Source organism: Haloarcula sp. CGMCC 1.2071 (assembly GCF_037078445.1).
In the GTDB taxonomy this organism is placed as follows: Archaea; Halobacteriota; Halobacteria; order Halobacteriales; family Haloarculaceae; genus Haloarcula; species Haloarcula amylolytica.
The window spans coordinates 465,427-484,338 of record NZ_JAYMGY010000002.1; the positions used below are offsets into that span (position 1 = coordinate 465,427).

The 18,912-nt window shown below is 65.2% G+C and carries 17 protein-coding genes and 1 tRNA gene; 12 read left to right on the top strand and 6 right to left on the bottom strand.

The window, feature by feature from the left end; genetic code table 11:
- Positions 1-75: 75 nt before the first annotated feature.
- Entirely contained in the window at positions 76-2,247 is a 2,172-nt protein-coding gene (locus VI234_RS06355; protein ID WP_336329539.1) for a hypothetical protein, read from the top strand.
- 33 nt (positions 2,248-2,280) lie between these two features.
- Here the strand turns inward: VI234_RS06355 and VI234_RS06360 are convergent, their stop codons facing one another.
- Positions 2,281-2,454, bottom strand: a complete 174-nt coding sequence (locus VI234_RS06360; protein ID WP_008307145.1) for a hypothetical protein — start codon at positions 2,452-2,454, stop codon at positions 2,281-2,283.
- Positions 2,455-2,596: 142 nt separating this feature from the next.
- Here VI234_RS06360 and VI234_RS06365 point away from each other — a divergent pair, with 142 nt between their 5' ends.
- Together VI234_RS06365 and VI234_RS06370 are read left to right on the top strand one after the other, a co-directional pair.
- Positions 2,597-4,471, top strand: a complete 1,875-nt coding sequence (locus VI234_RS06365; RefSeq protein WP_336329632.1) for an SLC13 family permease — start codon at positions 2,597-2,599, stop codon at positions 4,469-4,471.
- Positions 4,472-4,526: 55 nt separating this feature from the next.
- Positions 4,527-4,599: transfer RNA gene (locus VI234_RS06370), tRNA-Pro, on the top strand.
- A gap of 183 nt (positions 4,600-4,782) precedes the next feature.
- Here the strand turns inward: VI234_RS06370 and VI234_RS06375 are convergent.
- Together VI234_RS06375 and VI234_RS06380 are read right to left on the bottom strand one after the other, a co-directional pair.
- Positions 4,783-7,155 (bottom strand): methyl-accepting chemotaxis protein, encoded by a 2,373-nt coding sequence (locus VI234_RS06375; RefSeq protein WP_336329540.1) that lies wholly within the window; start codon positions 7,153-7,155, stop codon positions 4,783-4,785.
- Complete coding sequence (locus VI234_RS06380; RefSeq protein ID WP_008307140.1) at positions 7,155-8,300, bottom strand: BMP family lipoprotein; 1,146 nt, start codon at positions 8,298-8,300, stop codon at positions 7,155-7,157. Before VI234_RS06380 ends, VI234_RS06375 begins: the two co-directional genes overlap by 1 nt.
- A gap of 386 nt (positions 8,301-8,686) precedes the next feature.
- Here VI234_RS06380 and VI234_RS06385 point away from each other — a divergent pair, with 386 nt between their 5' ends.
- The 6 genes from VI234_RS06385 (at position 8,687) to VI234_RS06410 (ending at position 13,881) form a co-directional block, all read left to right on the top strand.
- Positions 8,687-10,783 carry a minichromosome maintenance protein MCM gene (locus VI234_RS06385; RefSeq protein ID WP_336329541.1) on the top strand — a complete coding sequence of 699 codons (2,097 nt, stop codon included), beginning with the start codon at positions 8,687-8,689 and terminating at the stop codon, positions 10,781-10,783.
- A 1-nt stretch (position 10,784) separates the two neighbouring features.
- The gene (locus VI234_RS06390; RefSeq protein ID WP_336329542.1) at positions 10,785-11,057 is read left to right on the top strand and encodes a DUF7854 family protein; all 273 of its coding nucleotides are present in this window, start codon (positions 10,785-10,787) and stop codon (positions 11,055-11,057) included.
- Positions 11,058-11,226: 169 nt separating this feature from the next.
- Positions 11,227-11,562: a DUF7855 family protein gene (locus VI234_RS06395; RefSeq protein WP_008307136.1), complete on the top strand. Its 336-nt coding sequence runs from the start codon at positions 11,227-11,229 to the stop codon at positions 11,560-11,562.
- Entirely contained in the window at positions 11,559-12,368 is an 810-nt protein-coding gene (locus VI234_RS06400) for a DUF7856 family protein (protein ID WP_336329543.1), read from the top strand. Before VI234_RS06395 ends, VI234_RS06400 begins: the two co-directional genes overlap by 4 nt.
- A 32-nt stretch (positions 12,369-12,400) precedes the next feature.
- Positions 12,401-13,168, top strand: a complete 768-nt coding sequence (locus VI234_RS06405; protein ID WP_336329544.1) for a DUF7857 domain-containing protein — start codon at positions 12,401-12,403, stop codon at positions 13,166-13,168.
- Positions 13,165-13,881: a MinD/ParA family ATP-binding protein gene (locus tag VI234_RS06410; protein WP_336329545.1), complete on the top strand. Its 717-nt coding sequence runs from the start codon at positions 13,165-13,167 to the stop codon at positions 13,879-13,881. The genes VI234_RS06405 and VI234_RS06410 overlap by 4 nt, the downstream gene beginning before the upstream one ends.
- On the opposite strand, the gene VI234_RS06415 is transcribed toward VI234_RS06410, so the two are convergent.
- A complete protein-coding gene (locus VI234_RS06415; protein ID WP_008307129.1) occupies positions 13,860-14,720 on the bottom strand; it encodes a transcription initiation factor IIB in 861 nt (286 codons plus the stop codon). The genes VI234_RS06410 and VI234_RS06415 overlap by 22 nt on opposite strands.
- 170 nt (positions 14,721-14,890) lie before the next feature.
- Between VI234_RS06415 and VI234_RS06420 the strand changes: the two genes are divergently transcribed.
- Both VI234_RS06420 and VI234_RS06425 read left to right on the top strand, forming a co-directional pair.
- Positions 14,891-15,385 (top strand): DUF7858 family protein, encoded by a 495-nt coding sequence (locus tag VI234_RS06420; RefSeq protein ID WP_336329546.1) that lies wholly within the window; start codon positions 14,891-14,893, stop codon positions 15,383-15,385.
- 137 nt (positions 15,386-15,522) lie between these two features.
- Complete coding sequence (locus VI234_RS06425; RefSeq protein ID WP_008307126.1) at positions 15,523-17,043, top strand: hypothetical protein; 1,521 nt, start codon at positions 15,523-15,525, stop codon at positions 17,041-17,043.
- A gap of 82 nt (positions 17,044-17,125) precedes the next feature.
- Here the strand turns inward: VI234_RS06425 and VI234_RS06430 are convergent, their stop codons facing one another.
- Both VI234_RS06430 and VI234_RS06435 read right to left on the bottom strand, forming a co-directional pair.
- A complete protein-coding gene (locus VI234_RS06430) occupies positions 17,126-17,710 on the bottom strand; it encodes an NADPH-dependent FMN reductase (protein ID WP_008307125.1) in 585 nt (194 codons plus the stop codon).
- 262 nt (positions 17,711-17,972) lie between these two features.
- Positions 17,973-18,233 (bottom strand): hypothetical protein, encoded by a 261-nt coding sequence (locus tag VI234_RS06435; protein WP_336329547.1) that lies wholly within the window; start codon positions 18,231-18,233, stop codon positions 17,973-17,975.
- A gap of 97 nt (positions 18,234-18,330) precedes the next feature.
- On the opposite strand from VI234_RS06435, the gene VI234_RS06440 reads away from it, so the two are divergent.
- A complete protein-coding gene (locus tag VI234_RS06440; RefSeq protein ID WP_336329548.1) occupies positions 18,331-18,894 on the top strand; it encodes a Rieske (2Fe-2S) protein in 564 nt (187 codons plus the stop codon).
- The last annotated feature ends 18 nt before the right edge of the window (positions 18,895-18,912 follow it).

Here is an 18,912-nt window from a genome sequence, read left to right on the forward strand (position 1 = left end):
TTTTCGTTCCGCAGACCTGTCGGCCGAGTATCCTTTCGGCGTACATTCTTGTAGCGGCACGTACTTCCGGTGTCCATGGGCCTGTTCGATACGATCCGTCGCGCCGTCGGTGGCGATGACTCGTCGACCGATGGAGACGAGCGGGCGGCCAGGGGCGACCCGCCGTCCGACGACGGGCCGGACCTTCTGGATACAGCGACGCTCGACCCGACGACGTTCCGGGAGTACGCCGAGCACGTCGTCGACGGCGCGGACCCGCTGACCTTCGACCCCGATGCGCTTGCCCGCCTCGATACGGCTATCGAGGAGAGCTACGACGGCAAAACCGTCGGCGACGCCGCGAGTGTGACGACCTACACCGAGAACACGGTTCGGTTCGGGAGCTACCTCGGCGAACTCCTCGTGCGAGCCTACGACGGCGAGTGGGTCCAGTCCGACGGTCGATGGGGCGTCGCCGTTGCCGGGCCGGACGACGAGGTGGCGGTCGCGGTGTTCGACGTGGCCGCCCGCTCGTTCGGCGACGAGCCGGTGTTTGCGGCCGTCGTGACGCGCCTGGAGTCCGAACTGGAACTGGATAGCATACAGAGTACCGACGACGAAGGTCTGACAGAGCCGGGCGCGGACGAAACCGACGCCGACAGCGCCGTCTCCGACCCGACGCGGATCGTTCGCCGCGTCGACGACGGACAAGCAAACGAGCGCGACGCGCCTCCCGAACCGGCGGCGACAGACGAGCGAGGTGAGGCAACTGCCGGCGACACCGCTGCTACCGATTCGTCCCAGGCCATCGAAACAGAGCCGACCCGAATCGTCCGGCGGGTCGAATCCGAGTCGGAAGGCGACGACCGATCGGACGACACCGACCCCACACCAGCCGTCAGTGAGGCCGCTGACGAGCCAGAGAACGAGCCACCGTGGGGCAGTGACGATGCCGACGGCTCGACCGCTGACATCGGCGAGGACGCAGATCCAGAGACGACCGAGTCAGCGTCAGACGATGCCGGCAGCGAGCCGTCGGCCGCTGAAACCACCGAGGAGGGGTCGACTATCGACTCAAGCGATGCAGGGTCGGGCACCGACACCGCTGCCGAGCAGTCGGCTGTTGATACCGCCGATGAGCAACCAACCGCCGAAACACCGGCAGCGGACTCAGCCCTCGACGCCTCTGAAGACGGACCGACTGCTGACACGACTGATGCTGTCGAGACGACGGCCGATGATACCGCTGATATGGCCGCTGCCGACGAAGCGGCCGCGTACATCGACGAAGCGGAACCGGCAGCCGACAGTGCTACAGCGGACCCCTCGGACGAAGCGCCGGCGGCCGAGACACTTCCCGAAGACTCGGCTGTCGACACTCGCGACGAGGACCGAACTGTCGACGCGTCCGCGGGAGCGGCAACTGACACATCTGCTGACGAAGCAGCGACCGATACAGCCGACGACGGAGCGGCCGGGATATCGATAGACGACGAATCGAAGCCCGATATCTCGCCGGATGCGTCGTCAGACGCCGCTACAGACGCGGAGGCGGTTTCCGAAACCACGGGTGACGAGTCGCCTGCAGACACCGCTGACGCCGCGGGAGTCGATGACACGCCGGCAGCCGTTGCGGAATCCGATGCCGTGGAACAGTCCGATGATCGTCCCGACACATCGGCTCCTGTCGGGGATGTCGAGACGTCTGATGCCACTGAGACTGCACCGTCACAGAGCGCGGCCGCTGACGAGACGGCTGAGACAGCGGCCCCCGACGAGGGTGAGACAGCCATCCCCACCGACGGCGACTCGACCGCTGACTCGATGGATCGCTCGTGGGAGCCCGGAACAGTCCGCGCAGAACACGCCGACACCGCCGTCGAGTTCGCCGACTTCTGGGGCGAACACGACCTCGACTTCTCGCCGGCCTCGCTTTCGCGGCTCGACGATCTGGTCGACGCGGAGTGGGACGACGAGCGCTTCGCCGAGACGACGTTCGGGAGCGACGCGTCGTTCGACGACCGCGCGTTCACCAGCGTCGTGCGGGAACTCGGCGGCTACTTCGGCGAGGTGCTCGTCCGGCAACTCGACGGCGAGTGGACCGACGAGACGGATCACGAAGCGGCTGTCGTCGTCGGCGGGCCGGCCGGGCAGTTCGCCGTCCCCGTCTTCGAGGTCGCGATAACGTCGCTCAGAAAACAGGCGGTGTTCGGCCGGAGCTACGACGCTCTACTCCAAGACCTGGGTCGTGACGGGCCGACGCGGTGAGCGACGCGACGCCGGCCACGTTCCCCGCTGTTCCTAGTCGGACAGGGGTATGACCGATGTACTCCCACATTCGGGACACTCGTCGTGGTCCGTGTAGAGGAGCGTGTCACACTCGATACACCGGTGGGTAGCTTCGTCGTCGGTCGCGCTCCCGACCTCCTGTTTCAGCTCCTCGACTTTTCGACCGAGATCGTTGAAAAGGCTCATTGCCACTCCTTCGGCCCGGACAGGGATAAACGTCGGCTGCCTGGTCAGGGTGTGAGCGGACGCCCTCGCTTGCAAACGACCCATGCTTTTGTCACTGGCGGCGCAGGGGCCAGACGTGTCGCTGCCACCTGTTACGCCGGGGATGTTGTTCGTCTTCGCGGTTATCGTCGCTGCGCTGGTGCTGTTTGCGACGGAGGCGCTGCCAGTCGACGTGACTGCTATCGCCGTCATGGTCGCGCTGATGCTGGCCGAACCGGTGACGGTGCTCGCGGTCGACCTCGGGCTGCTCGCCGAGCCGGTGTACGTGTTACACCAGGCCGGTGACGGGATTTCGCCGCTGGACCGCGGGCTCTCCGGCTTCGCCTCGACGGCGACGATAACGGTGCTGGCGATGTTCATTCTCTCCGACGGCGTCCAGCGGACGGGTATCGTCCAGATCCTCGGCGCGAAAATCGCCTCGCTGACCGGGGACAGCGAGACGAGACAGCTCGGTGCGACCGTCGGTCTGGTCGCGCCCATCTCCGGGTTCATCAACAACACCGCCGCCGTCGCCATCCTCCTGCCGATGGTCACCGATATCGCGCACAAGGGCAAGCTCTCGCCGTCGAAACTGCTGCTGCCGCTGTCCTACGCCTCGATGTTCGGCGGGATGCTGACGCTCATCGGCACCTCGACGAACATCCTCGCCTCGCAGCTCTCGGCGGAACTGCTCGGCCGCCCGTTCAGCATGTTCGAGTTCACCCAGCTCGGCATCATCGTGACCATCGTCGGGACAATCTATCTGCTTACCGTCGGGCGCTATCTGGTTCCATCGCGCATCCCGGCGGAAGAAGACCTCACCGAGGAGTTCGAGATGGGCGAGTATCTCACCGAGGTCATTGTCCGCGACGATTCTCCGCTCATCGGCCAGACCGTCGAGGAGGCGCTCAGGGTCTCTGAGTTCGACGTGGACATCGTCCAGTTGGTCCGCGAGAAACGCACGTTCCTCGAACCGTTCGGCCAGAAAACGATTCGAGCCGGCGACGTCTTCGCGATTCGGACGGGCCGGGACACGCTCGTCGACCTCCTCGACGTCGAAGGGCTGGACGTGATTCCCGAAGTCGAGGTCGGTGAGGCAGAACTGGAGGCCGCAAACGAGCGAAAGAACCTCGTCGAGGTCGTCGTCGCTCCCGGCTCCTCGCTCATCGGTGAGACGCTCGTCTCCACGAGCTTCCGCCAGCGCTACGACGCGACCGTGCTGGCACTTCGCCACGGCCAGGAGCTGTACCGCCAGCGGATGGACCATGTCAAACTCCGCATCGGCGATACGCTGTTAGTGCAGGCCACCCCCGACAGCATCGACCGTCTCAACCGCAACAACGACTTCATCGTCGCCCAGGAGGTCGAACGGCCGGACTTCCGCCGGTCGAAGATTCCCGTCGCAGTCGGCATCGTCGCCGCCGTCGTCGGCGTCGCCGCGCTGACGCCGATTCACATCGTCATCTCGGCGCTGGGCGGCGCGCTCGCGATGGTCCTCACCGGCTGTCTCCGCCCGTCGGAACTGTACGACGCCGTCCAATGGGACGTCGTCTTTCTGCTTGCCGGCGTCATCCCGTTGGGTGTCGCCCTGCAGGAGACCGGCGGCGCTGACCTGCTCGCGGAGCTGTTCGTCGTGGGTGCCGGCAGCGTCCTCACCGCCGGGGGCGGCCTCGCCGTCGTCCTCGGGCTGATGTACCTCGTCACGGCGCTGCTGACGAACATCATCTCGAACAACGCCTCCGTCGTCCTGATGATCCCCGTCGCCATCGAGACCGCCCAACAGCTGAACGCCAACGCCTTCGCGTTCGTCCTCGCCGTCACCTTCGCCGCCTCGACGGCGTTCATGACGCCGGTCGGGTACCAGACGAACCTCCTCGTCTACGGTCCCGGTGGATACCGCTTCACTGACTACCTTCGCGTTGGAGCGCCGCTACAGGCCGTCTTCGCCGTCGTGACCACGCTCGGCATCGCGTACTTCTGGGGCCTCGCTCCCGCGTGACACGGCGGCCTCGCAACGAAACCCTTTACTCGCTGTCCGGTCGAGATGTTGATGCGGGATCGTGGGGTAGCTTGGTAACCTTCGGGCCTTGGGTGCCCGTGCCCCTAGTTCAAATCTGGGCGATCCCATCCCTACCACACTCGAAGTGGCCTTTTTGCCGCTTCTACTGTCGTTCCTTCAGATACTCGTCCTGATCGTCCTCGGAGTCATCGCTCTTCGTCGTCGTACTCGCGTTCCGACTTCCGCCGACATGCTACCAGCGAATACCCGAGCTACACTGCGAAAAGAAGCTGTAGCGATGGCACGCCGCGCTAGTCGCCAGTCTCGTCGGGGGTGGAACGCGGAGTGCGCTCCTCGCCGGCACCGTCGGCATCGCCGTGGTCGTCGCCCTCGCCACTGGTGTCGAACTGATCGACAGTCGCGGCCAGCGAGTCGGCGCGGTCGCGGAGTTCGTCCGCGCTCTGGGCGATTTCGGCGACGGACGCGGACTGCTCCTCGGCGGCCGCCGATACCTGCTCGGCGTCCTCTGTCACGTTCTGGCTGATCTCGGAAACACCGTCGACGCGGTGGACGACGCTCTGTGTCGCGTCGGCCTGGTCTTCGGTGGCATCCGCGATCTCCTGAATCCCGTCGTTGGCGTCCTCGATTGCCTCGACGGTATCCTCGATCGCGTCGGCAGCCTCGCGGACAGTCTCGACACCGGTGTCGATGTGGTCGCTGGTCGCGCGGATGTCCGTGACAGTCTCGTCGGTCTCCGTTTGCACGGCCGCGATCTCGGCTTCGATCTCTGCGGCCGCCTGTTTCGTCTCCTCGGCGAGGCTCTTGACCTCGTCGGCGACAACGGCGAAGCCCTCGCCGTCCTTGTCGGCACGGGCGGCCTCGATGTTGGCGTTCAGGGCGAGCATATTCGTCTGCTCGGCGATATCCGAGATGAAGTCGACGATCTCGCCGATGTCGTCCATCCGCTCCTGTAACGTGAGAATCTGGTCGACCGCGTCTGCCGAGCGGGACTCGATTTCCGCCATGTCGTCGATGGCCGATTCGGCGGCTTCCCGGCCCGTTTCGCCACGGTCGACGGCTTCCCTGGCCGTCTCTGCGACCGTTGTCGACGACGCTGCGACTTCCTCGATGCTCGCCGATAGCTGGTCCATCTCGGCGGCGGCCTCCTCGAGGTCGTCGTGCTGTCTGATAGCGCCGTCGGCGATCTCCTGTATGCGATCGCTGACGGTCTGGCTCGTCGTCTCGATTTCCTCGGCCCCGGTCGCGACCTCGATTGTGGCGTTCGCGACTTCGTCGGCGAACGCCGCGACCTCGCTGACGGTGGCTTCGAGGCCGTCGAGCATCGCGTTGAACTCCACCGCGACTTCTCGCATCGCTGTCTCCTCAGCGTCCTCGTCGAGTCGCTCCGTGAGGTCACCGTCGGCGATGTCTTGCATCACCGCGCTGTACTCGGTGGCGCGCTCCTGCAGACGCTGGCTGGCTTCCTCCGCTTCGGCCCGTGCGTCCTCCGCTTCAGTGCGGAGCTCTTCGGCTTCCGCCCGCGCCGTCTTCGCTTCCTCGACCGCATCCTCCGCTTCCTGAATGCGGTTCTGGAGGGAAATCCGCATGTCGTCGAAGGTGCCGTAGAGGCGGCCGATTTCGTCGGCGCGGTTCGTCGAGAGGTCGACATCGAAGTCGCCGGCCTCGATGCGTTCGGCACGGTCCCGCAACTGCTTCAGGGGGTCGACCGTGCGTTTCCCGAGCACGAGACCGACGGCCGACAGCGAAACCAGTGCCAGCAGTACAAGCAGTCCGACCGTCTGACCGACCGTATCCCGGACACTGAACGCCTGGGCCGTGTCCAGACTCGTAACTGTGATCCAGTTCGTGGTCGGGACGGGCGCGAACGCGTACACGCGACCATCGGAAACCGCTGTCACCGGCGCCGCAGTGCCGTTCGCGTCGCGGATCGCCGCGAGGCTCTCACTGTGCGTGTCGGCATCGAACTCGCGGTCGATGTTCAACACCGTCTCGTCGTTGGTGTTCAGAATCGTGGTTTCCTTCGTGGAATTGGTATCGCTGAGCCGGTCGACCTGGCTCTGGATGCGCGTGACGACGACGAGGTGCGAGCCGTCGCGCTTCGGGACCGAGCTAGCGAACGCCATCACGGGCTCGTCGTTGAGAACCGGTGAGCGGTACGACCGACTACTCGACCACACCTGACTGTTGTTCCCGGGTCCTTCCGGCACTTCGGCGGCCGTCCACGGCGCGTCAAGTTCGGACAGCGACCGTCCCTCGAGCGGGAGTTCCGTGCTGGCGACCACTTCGCCACGAGTATCGTTTACGAGGTGCATACTGACAACATCGTCGGGCAGTAGCTGGTCTTGCAGTAGGATGTACGCCGCGGCGCGCCGGTCGCTCCGGAGCGGTTCGCCCTGTGAGACGGAGCGCGTGTGCGTGCGTTGCTGTTCGACCCACGAACCGATAGAGTCCCCCTCCAGCTGGCTGGTCTCGGCGAGCTGTCCGGTCGTCTGGCGTTCGACGGCTGTGGATGTCGCCTGGAAGGTGAACGCGCCAGCGCCCGCGATGACGAGCAACACGGCGAGGAACGCAACAGCGAACTTCGCAGCGAACCGCTGCCGGACGAACTCGGGGGCGACCCGGTCAAGCGCACTCGCCAGTCCGTCGAGCGGACCGCCCGCCATCAGGCACCACCTGTGTTGGAGCGCTCAGTGGGCACGACGATGTCGCCGGTGGCGACCTGCTCCCGCGACGTCGACAGCGCCTCCCTGACGTCGTCGGGAATTGCCGGTTCGAGGGAGGTGCCATAGACGACGCCGACGCCGTCACTATCCAGCCCGAGAGAGACGACCTCACCAGCGGGGAGGTTGTCCGCGACCGTCGCCGTCGCAGCGTCGTAGACGGCTACGTTCACCCGCTTGACCATGCTCGCGAGCACGACGTCCGCGTACCGGGGGTTACTGCGGGACTGGTCCGAGTCCACCCCGATTGCGTACCGGCCACTGGCCTGTGCGGCCTGGAAGATGCCGACACCTGCGCCACCCGCTGCGTGGTAGACGATGTCCGCCCCATCGTCGTACATCCCGGCTGCGATGTCGCGGGCACCCTGCACGTCGTCGAAGTTCCCGAGGTACTCCGTGAGGACATCGACGTCCGTGTTGGCGTGTTCGACGCCGGCTCTGAAGCCGGCCTCGAACTTGTGGATGAGAGGCTGGTCGAGGCCGCCGACGAACCCGACGGTCGTCTCGTCCGGGTTCGTTGCGCCTGCCCCGAGATCGACCTCTCTGGTCGTGAGCAGCCCAGCGAGGTTCCCGGCCTGAAACGACCCCTCGTGTTCGCGGAACACGTAACTCGCCACGTTGTCGGCCTCCACGACAGAGTCGACGATCATGAATTGCTGGTCTGTGTACTCCGGTGCAGTCTCAGACAGCCCCTCGGCCTGCAGGAATCCGATACAACAGATCAGGTCGTATGGCGGGTTCGACGAACTCGCCAGTTCGGCCTGTACCTCCGCGAAGCCGGCGACGCTGTTTGGCTCGTGGTTCGTGTATTCGACCCCGTCATCGAGCCGCGCGCGCTGAATGCCGCGGTTCGCCGCATCGTTGAACGAGCGGTCATCGAGCCCGCCCAGTGCGTACACCATTCCGACAGTCGCCGCCGCATCGCTCACGTCGATGTCGCTTTCGGTCGCTTGCTGGCTGTCGCTGGTGTCCTCGTCGCCGCTCCCTCCGAAATCCCCGAAGCGGCCTGCACAGCCGGCGAGCGTTGCGGTCGCGGCCGCGCTGCCGCTGGCGAGGAGCCGACGCCTTGTGATTTTTTGATCGCGCACGGTTATTCTACTCTGAGTGAATCAGGTATATCAGCAAAAACTATTGGTCCCAATTCTCGGCACTGATATTGGTGGCGCCTTTGTGACGCTACAGTGGTGAAGCTATTATCCGAAATTGCCCGTGAGGCAGTCTCCTGTGCAGTAACTGTCGATTAAACCGACAGTCGTTTGCAGTAGTGATTGTGTCGATTGTAAGTCCTACTAAAGATAATCTCAGTCAGTTTCGTTACCCCCAGTCACCCGATTCGATCAGAGCCTCGTGGGGAATCCTTTGTCTTCACCGGCCCATATCACCAGCACCCGTGCGCCCGCTGGTTCCCTCGCTTCAGTTCCACCCCGGTTTGCGAACCTTCTTAGGCCAGTGGGCATAACCACTGTCCACTCAAATGGCGACCGCCGAGAACACCGAACTCATCGACCGCTTCGAGGAGTTCTACCGCAACTACTACCGCAACGAGATCGGTGAGCTCGCCCAGAAATACCCGAACGACCAGAAATCGCTGTATATCGACTGGGACGACCTCTATCGCTTCGACCCGGACCTGGCCGACGACTACCGCACCAAGCCCGAGCAGATTCAGGAGTACGCCGAGGAGGCCCTGCGACTGTACGACCTCCCGGTGGACGTCTCACTCGGGCAGGCCCACGTCCGCGTCCGGAACCTCCCCGAATCCGAGGATATCCGCGATCTGCGCCACGAACACCACGGCAACCTCGTCGCCGTCCGGGGCATCATCCGGAAAGCGACCGACGTGCGTCCGAAAGTCATCGAGGCGGCCTTCGAGTGCCAGCGCTGTGGCACGCTCACGCGCATCCCCCAGACCGCCGGCGACTTCCAGGAACCCCACGACTGCCAGGGCTGTGAACGACAGGGCCCGTTCCGGCTCAACACCGACCAGTCCCAGTTCATCGACGCACAGAAGCTCCGCGTCCAGGAGTCCCCCGAGGGACTGCGCGGCGGGGAGACGCCCCAGTCCATCGACATCAACATCGAGGACGACATCACGGGCCACGTTACCGCCGGTGACCACGTTCGCGTGACCGGCATCCTCAAGCTCGACCAGCGGGGCAACGACAACGAGAAGTCCCCGATGTTCGACATTTACATGGAAGGCGTCAGCGTCGAAATCGAGGACGAGCAGTTCGAGGACATGGAGATCACCGACGCCGACAAGAAGGAGATCGTCGAGCTCTCCAACGAAGCCGACATCTACGACAAGATGGTCGGCGCTATCGCGCCCTCCATCTACGGCTACGAGAAGGAGAAGCTCGCGATGATGCTCCAGCTCTTTTCGGGCGTGACAAAAGAGCTTCCTGACGGATCTCGAATACGTGGCGACCTCCATATGTTGCTGATAGGAGACCCTGGAACCGGAAAATCGCAGATGTTATCATATATCGAGAATATCGCACCACGCTCTGTCTACACCTCCGGCAAAGGGTCGTCGAGCGCGGGGCTCACTGCGGCCGCCGTGCGCGACGACTTCGGTGACGGCCAGCAGTGGACGCTGGAAGCGGGGGCGCTCGTGCTCGCCGATCAGGGCATCGCCGCTATCGACGAACTCGATAAGATGTCACCGGAAGACCGATCGGCGATGCACGAGGCGCTGGAACAGCAGCGTATCAGCGTCTCGAAGGCCGGAATCAACGCGACGCTCAAATCCCGCTGTTCGCTACTCGGTGCGGCTAACCCCAAGTACGGCCGCTTCGACCAGTACGAACCCATCGGAGAGCAGATCGACCTCGAACCGGCGCTCATCTCCCGGTTCGACCTCATCTTCACCGTGACGGACAAGCCCGACGAGGAGAAAGACCGGAACCTCGCCGAGCACATCATCCAGACCAACTACGCCGGCGAACTCCACACCCACCGGACGGAGAACCCGACCTCGAACTTCAGCGAAGAGGAGGTCGGGACCGTCACCGAGGAGGTCGCGCCGACCATCGAACCGGATCTCCTCCGGAAGTACGTCGCCTACGCCAAGCGGAACTGCTTCCCGACGATGACTGAGGAGGCGAAGACGCGCATCGAGGATTTCTACGTCGACCTCCGGATGAAGGGACAGGACGAGGACGCGCCGGTGCCCGTCACCGCCCGGAAACTGGAGGCGCTGGTCCGGCTTGCCGAGGCCTCTGCACGCATACGCCTCTCCGACACCGTCGACGAAGCCGACGCCGACCGAGCGGTCGACATCGCCCACTACTGCCTGAAGGAGATCGGTGTCGACCCCGAGACCGGCGAGTTCGACGCCGACGTTGTCGAGACCGGCCAGTCCAAGACCCAGCGCGACCGTATCCAGAACATCAAGGGCATCATCTCGGACATCGAAGACGAGTACGACGAGGGCGCACCCGCCGACGTGGTCATCGAACGCGCCGAGGAGGTCGGCATCGACGAGTCGAAGGCCGAACACGAAATCGACAAGCTGAAACAGAAAGGCGAGGTGTACGAGCCCCGAACAGACCACCTCCGGACGACCTGATATGGACCGCATTTCCGCACTCCGCAACATCGAGGAGGCGCTGGCCGAGTTCGAGACAGGGTCGAAGTCACTCAGTGACCTCGAACAGGACGTTCGCGGGATGCTCCGAACCTACGCGACTGAGTTCGAGGGAGACTTGCAGGCCTACCGGGCAAGCGGTGAGGCCGCCGTGGACGGCCTTGTCGTCCTCGCGCCATCCGAGACAGCAGCCCGCGAACGGGTGCAAGCCCTCGTCGCGGACGCCGGCGAATTTACCGTTACAGTCGTCGAGTAGGGCGTTCTCTAGCACCGCGGGTACTGTCGGCGTCTCCATCTGCTGTCCACAGTGTCGACTCCGGAGTCCGACTGCCGCCGCTATCTTTCTGGCCAGTCGTCATATATATTCAGTTTAAACCAAATTCAATTCAGTAAAATTTTATAGTAATAATAGTAATGTCTACCCAGTGCTACTCGTCGTCACGTACTCCCGGGCGGCACGCACAGACCTGCGGAACGTCTGTCGTGCCCACGAAGACTGTGTCGTTCGGCAGTTCGGGAGAGCAGCGCTGTTCTCCGGAACCGAGTTCGGGGCCTTCCAGGCGCTCCGACTCCACGAGAAACACGACCTCGACATACAGATCGAACACGTCGAGCCGTTCGAGCCGACAGACGTCCCGAAGCACGTCCGCGAGGCGGCCAAACGGTACGAGGCACGCGAGGAACCGGCGACGCCCTACGAGCGGTTCGCGTCGGGGCGTGACCTCCCGGACCCGGACCAACTCCGAGGCGTCGACCTGTGAAGCTCCGCGTCGCTGGAACCACTTACGCGGGCGCTGTCGTCGACCTCCGAGCGCGAGACGTCGACGGTCGAATCATCGCCGCAAGTATCCGTGGGCAGCGGTGCTTTCCGGCCCTTTCCTGTCCGGAACCACCGGCCGTGTACACCTACGCCGGATACGTCCACCCGTCGATGGGACTCCGAACGCGGACCGCGCTCGCGGCCGCCGCTCGGTCACGGGGACACGAGACCCCGCAGGACGACGCTATCGCTGAGTGCCGCGCCCAGCTGGCCGACCTCGAATGTTCGCCGCCGGATCTGCCGGACTCTGTCGACCCCGTCCCGGAGTCGACCATCGACGGCTTGCAAGAAGCGGTCGCGACCCACCGCGGCCGTCTCACCGCTCGGCAGGCGGTCGGGGCGGACGACGGGGCGGTACAGGCTGACCTCCGGGACGCGGCGACAGAACTGAGCGAACGGGAGACACGTCGGGCTGCCGCCAGAGAGACCCGCGAACTCCGCCGGGAGCGGGCACGCGCCTACCGGGATACGCTGGAGGAGCAGCGACGGCTTGCTGACGAACTGGCGAATCTCCGACGGAGTGCCCGGGCGACCCTCGTCGACCGATGCGCCGATGCGTTCGCTCGGGCCATCGAAGCCGTTCCGGGGCCGGTCCCGGACAGCCCGTTCGACGCCGACCCAGTAACGGCCGCGCTGGCCGTACTCCGGGTCGCCCGGACACCCGCACCAGTCGTCCTCGGAACGGATCGGTTCAGGTCACCGACGGCTGCGTCGGACTGCCTCGACGCCCCTGTCGTCCGCTGCTGACTTTTAAATCGGAAGGCCGGGCCACCCCCCCTATGGTTACCTTCGACTGTCGCGCCGAGCGAGTCGACGGCGTGACGCTCGTCACGGCGACCGTCGGCGACGTTGCCGAACCGACTCGAATTACTGTTCGGAACTGTCTCGATGGCCCCCTCTGGCCGCCGAGAAAGCAGGGCGTTCTCGAGGCCGGCTGGTCCGATGACGGGTTCGAGGGCGTCGTCGGCCCGGGAACGCACGCGCTCGGTTACGCGACCCCGGCCCCACTATCTGACCAGCCGGCGGAGCTGGTGCGTGCCGACCCGACGTCCGATACTCCTCCGGTGGACAAGCGACTCGACTCCACCGATGCCGTCCTCAGGGAACTGGGCGACCCGTCACCGCCTGTTGATGCTGTGCCTGTAGGCGAGCCATCGCAGGCGGCCGAAGCCGCGAGTCGGCGGTCGAATGAATCCACGGTCGAACAGGAGATGGACCCGCAGCGAGCGACCGTCAAATCGCCAGCCGAGTCGAGGACTCCAAGCGGCCAGCGACCGGACCAGCAGCTCCCCGACGCTGTCTCGCAGTGGCTCGAAACCGTTGCTCGACGCGTCGACCGCGCAGAGCGGCTGGCCGAGGCGGACTCGCTGTCGGCGGCGACAGCTGCGGTTCGCGCGGCGGACGGCCTGTCCGGCGTCCGGACGGTCGCGACACGCGGCGATACTGACGAGCAGATGCTCCGTGCGTTGGCCCGGCGGGCCGAACGGCTCGCCGACCGACGGGCGGCCGCCACGGTGCCGACCGAGACGCTGTCGCGCCTGGCATGATCTTGGCAGTCACCGGCGGCAAGGGCGGCGTCGGCAAGTCCACTATCGCGTACAATCTCGCGGCGGAACTCGACGCGCTCGAACGGGCTAACAGCAGGGACTCGCGCTCGAACGCGAACGCTGGGAGCGTCGTCGTCGACGGCGACCTCGGGATGGCGGACCTCCCGTCCAGTCACGGCCCCGACCTGCACGACGTGCTCGCCGACCGCGCCGACCCGCACGAGGCTGTCCGTGAGACCGGCCCCGTGACCCTCGTTCCCTGCGGGCGGACGCTGGCCGGCGCTCGAAGCGCCGAGCTGCAGGGCCTCACGGACGTATTCGCCGCGCTGGAGCGGACCTACCGCTGGGTCATCGTGGACTCGCCGGCGGGTCTGCACGCCGACGTGGGTCTGCCCCTCGCAGCCGCCGACGCCGCGATACTCGTCACGACGCCGGAGGGCGCGGCGCTCGCTGACGCCCTCCGGGTCCGAGCGCTGGCCCGTGAACTCGACGCCGGACTCTGTCGGGTCGTCCTCAACCGTGCCGGTCCGAACCCCGCGACCGCGGCCGTCGCGGACCGGTTCGGTGCACCGACCGTCGCTGTCCCGGAGAGCGAGCCGCTGGCGACGGCGCAGGCGCACGGACAGCCGCTTCGAGAAACAGCGCCGGACACGCCGGCGCGGCGCTCGCTCGAATCGCTCGCTGACGCCGTCTACTCCTGTAGCTCGGTGTAGGTTCCCCGTAGCGTGACCGGCGTCACGTCCGCTGTCTCCGCCGCCTCGGCCTGCGTGAGCGCCACGTCCCGTTCCTGCGCCGCGGTGTAGAGACACGCCGCCGCGACGCCGGCTGGATTGCGGCCGCTGACCAGCCCACGGTCCTGTGCCTCGTCGACGAGCCGTTCCGCGCGCTGGCGGACCGCCGTCGGCAGGTCCAGTGTCGTCGCGAACCGAGGGACGTACTCGCGTGGGTCAATCGGACCGGTCGGCAGCCCGAGCTCCCTGTTCAGAGCGTCGTAGGCCGCGCGAAGCTCCGCCTGGGTCGCCTTGGCGACGGTACAGAGTTCATCGACGGTCCGGGCAACGCCTTCGGTTCGGCAGGTAGCGTAGACGGCCGCGGCCGCGAATCCTTCCAGCGTTCGCCCCTGCAGCAGGTCCTCGTTCTGTGCGGACTCGAACAGCACGCAGGCCCGGTCCCGAATCGCATCAGAGAGTGCCATCGAACTGATGATACGTCGGATCTCGGTGAAGGCGTACACCTTGTTTCGCTCGCGTTTCGAGCTGATCTGGGCGCGGTTGTGCTCGCGGCGGAGGCGGGCGAACTGCCGGCGCTTGCGCCCTTTCAGCCGTGTCGACCGGCCGATCTTCGTCGAGAGGCCGCGGTCGTGACGCGACCGCGTCAGCGGCGCGCCCGTGCGTGCCCGGTCAGTGTCATCGTCGTCGAACGACCGCCACTCCGGCCCGGGGTCGATGGCGTCCTCGCCGACGACCAGTCCACAGCTCCCACAGACCGATTCGACGCCCTGCTGTTTGACTGACCCGTTACACTCCGGACATTGCGTTACCGTCGCGCTCATATTCCCACCTACGGCTGGGTGTGGGGTTAAAAAACCGATGCAAAGGCGGGCTTCCGGGCGGTTTTCGATGCAACTGCCGACCGGTAACCGGTAGGTAGTTATCGGGATCGACGCCCGCGCCTATCGGGATACCGACAGCATTAAATTCCGGCACAAAGAACGAAATTTTAATGGCGCTGTCGGATATCGCTGCCGGTGTCGAGGTCACGACCCACCAGTGTGATCGCGGCGTCGCTGCCGTCGACGAGACGGACGCCCCGCTCCCGGAGCGATTGGCCCCGGTGGCCGACGACCTCCCGTGCTCGGCGGCGACAGCGGCGACCGTCGTCGAGGCCTACGCAGCCGGCAAGAGCGTCGGCGATGCGGGCCGCGCCGCCGGTGTTGCGCCTGTGATGGCCGCCAAGACGCTCCATCTCGTCGGTGAGCAAGTGTCACCGGTCGGCCCACAGGGCCGTGAGATAATCGCCGATTGGCTCGCCGGGGACCTCTCTCGCAGCGATGCCATCGCACTCGCTGACGTGACCGAGCAGGAGTTTGCCCTAGCCGTGTACGTCGAGACGCACGAGCCGCTGCCTGCGGCCCGCGATGCGGTAGAGGGGGCGCTTACGACCGAGGAGCGGGACCCGTTAGGGGAGACGATGAGCGACGTCGGCGAGCTGCTGTGAGGATGTGTGATCTGCTTTCTCGGCGAGGTCGGGAGTGAAAGTGTTACCAATCCGTTATGACGGTGTAGAAACCGTTTTCTCGCTCTTCGCGTACTGTCTGGGGCACGCTTAACACTCGTGACTGCAAACCCGGAGATATGTCGGCTTCGGAACTGGCAGACCGGGTGGCCGAGGTGCTTGCAGCGGACAGCGAGTCGTTCAACGAACAGGCCCGCGAGGAAGCCGAAGCGCTCAAATCCGCGGTCCGGAGCGGGACCTTCGACAACTCGGAGGCGATCGTCGGCATGGAACTGGAGCTGTATGCCGTCGATGAGCAGACCGACGCGCTCCAGCGGGTCCCGCGTCAGTTGCTCGAACTCATCGGGTTCGAAAAGGAACTCGGCCTGCACAACGCCGAGATGCAGACGAGTCCGCAGCCGCTGAACACCCACGGGCTGGCGGCCCAGCGCAACGAACTGAAGGCGTCGCTGATGCCGGCCCAGCAACGGGTGCGCAACGAAGGTATCCGCCTCGTCTCTGATGGCATGTGGACCGTTCCGCCCGCCGGCGAGACGGCCCGGGAGTACCTCTGTGACTGCGTCGAACAGAGCGGCGTCCGCATCGGGACGAACATGTCGGACTCCGTCCGCTATCATACGATGGCCAACACGGACTACCCCTCGGCGTTCGAGATCGATGCGCCACACGTCTCGCTACAGGCCGAGACGGTGATGCCGGAGTCGCTCATCACCTCGATTCAACCCCACTATCAGATTCCCCACGCCCCGGACCTGCCGGAGTATTTCACGTACGCGCTCCGCATCGCCGCGCCGCTACTGGCGCTTGGCGTCAACTCGCCGTTTTTCCCACCGGACCTCTACGACGACGCGCCCGACCCCGAAATCGTCGCCGGGGCGAACATGGAGAACCGCATCGGCGTCTTCGAGTCGGTACTCAATCCGCCCGACGGCGACTCGACGCCGCCGAAAGTCTGCTTCCCGCCGGATTTCGACTCCGTCGAGGAGGCCATCGACGATATCGTCGCCGACGACACCATCGTCCCGGTCGACCTGCAGGCCGGGACCCGCTTCGACGACGACTTCGTTCACTTCCGGCACAAGCACGGCTCGTACTGGCGGTGGGTCAGACCGGTGTTCGAGGGGGCCACGCGGTCGGCGGCCAACGCCCGCATCGAGTTCCGCCCGCTGGCCGCACAGCCGACCGTCGACGACGCAATCGGCTTTGCGGCCGTCTTCGCCGGCCTGATGGAGAGCCTGCCCCAGCTCGAACACCCTATCCGGTCGCTGGACTGGGAGACGGCGAAGCGGAACTTCTACACCGCTGCGCGGAACGGCCTGCGGGGGAAAATCGAGTGGATCACCGCCGACGGGGCGACGACGACCAGCACCGAGGAGATATACGGCGAACTGTTCGAACACGCACGCGAGGGCCTCGAACAGCGCGGCCTCTCGGCGGAGGAAGCCCACGGGTACATCCGGCCGTTACGCGAGCGCGTCGACCGCCGGCTCACGCCCGCGCGCTGGAAACACGACTACGTCCGCCGCCGCGTCGAGGAGAACGTCCCGCTGGCCGAAGCGATCTGGGGGATGCAGGCCACCTACATCCGGCATCAGGAGGAGACGCTGCTGGAGGGCAGTTTCGTCGACTGGTTCGAGTGAGTCATACTGTTGGCTGTACTCCCCTGACGAATATTGCCACCCCGAGCTGGCGACTGTCTTCACGAAGGGACAGTCAACAGTATCAGTCGCCGGTCGCCAGTTCCGACTGTTCTGTTTCTTCGCGTCGGTCCGCAACACCCGTGTACGCGACGACGTTTGAGCCCAGTTCCTCGACGCGCGCTGCGATGTCTTCGTCGGCGATGTGTCCGTCCTCGAAGGCGGCCCACGATTCGGGGATGGCAACGGCTTGCGGAAGCGGCCAGCCCTTCAACTCCAGTACAGAGGCGCGAAGATGCTGTAGCGTCGGCGTGGGGAACCCGCCGCCGGCCACTGCGAGGATACCGACGGTCGTCCCTTCGACGTCGTCAATACTGCAGTAGTCAAGCGCCGTCTTCAGCGGTGAGGCGATGGTGCCGTGATACACGGGAGTTCCGAGGACCAGGGCGTCGGCCTCGCGGACACGGGCGGCGAGTTCCGGACCCTCACCGGAGTCGGCCTCACCCGCGTCGGGGTCGAACAGCGGGAGGTCCCACTCCCGGAGGTCGATGTGCTCGATCGTTGCACCATCCCCCACTGCCGCGTCGAGAGCGCGCTGGACGGCGATTCTGGTTCCGCTGTCGTCGCGGAGGCTTCCGCTGATACCGATAACGTGTGGCGTGTCGTGCATCGTGTGCCTGTTCGTAGCCACCGCTAATTAGTAAGTACTCTGAGAAAAAAGTTTCAGTGCGTATTCTGACAGGAAGTCACGGGTCAGGCCGTAGTGACATCGTGAATCAGTCCCGACGGCTGATATCGATGAACATAGACCGAATTCTATCGGTCACACCGCTGCCGAGATTCACTGCTGAGGCCGATACGCACCTGTGATTTGACAGCAGTTCACCCGTGCTCCTGGGGGTGCCCTGCCCCACGTCCGTTGCTGCCCGCGACTACTCCTGGTCTTCGTCGCCGCCTTCTGTCTCGTCCACCTCGTCGCCGGTTTCGGAGGCCGCCGTCTCGTCTTCTGTCTCGTCCATCTCCTCGTGTTCGTCGTGTTCGGCGAACTCGACTTCGGCCTCAAGTTCGATTTCGACGCCCTTGCCTTCCAGTTCGGCTTCGAACTCCGCCATGTCTTCGACTTCGGCTTCCAGTTCCGCTGTATCTACCGCTACCTCGACCTCCACTTCGACGGAAACGTCGTCTCGGTCCATACCGACCTTCCGAGGGGCTGACATAACTCAGTTTTGCAACCGGCACGTTGCGACCGACTTCGACATCGCTATGTGTGTCAACCGATGACCCATTGCTATGAGCGACCCCGTGGACGTGACCGTCGACACCGACGACGAGTCGGAATCGGTCCGTATCCACGACGACGGTGGCGAGGTCGAAGCCGGCGACGCAACCGTCCGATTCAGTTTTTCCGGCACTGGCGACGATGGGCAGGCGGTTGGCGGCGACGACGAGCAGTCGCCCGGCGGCAACGACGATCAGTCGCCTGACGACGGCAACGACGACCCGCGCCGCATCGCCGAACTCGACTCGGTGCCCACCGACAGTACGCTCGTGTTCGAGGCGCGCGACGGCCGGCGCGGCGTCAACTGCATCCTGCACCGCTCGGGTGACGCCGTCGCCGCCTGGCGAAACTCCTGTCCCCACCAGCCCGAAGTCCCGCTTGACCCGGGCCGTGGCGCGATTGTGCGGGGTGACCGTCTGGTGTGTCACAAGCACGGCGCGCAGTTCGAACGCGACGACGGCGTCTGCACGCACGGCCCCTGCGCCGGCGACGCCCTCGACAGTATCGAGGTCACGGTTCGGGACGGCGAGGTGTACCTCACGGACGAACGCTTCGAGCGGGCCGAGCGGCGCTGACACGCGATTTTAGAACGC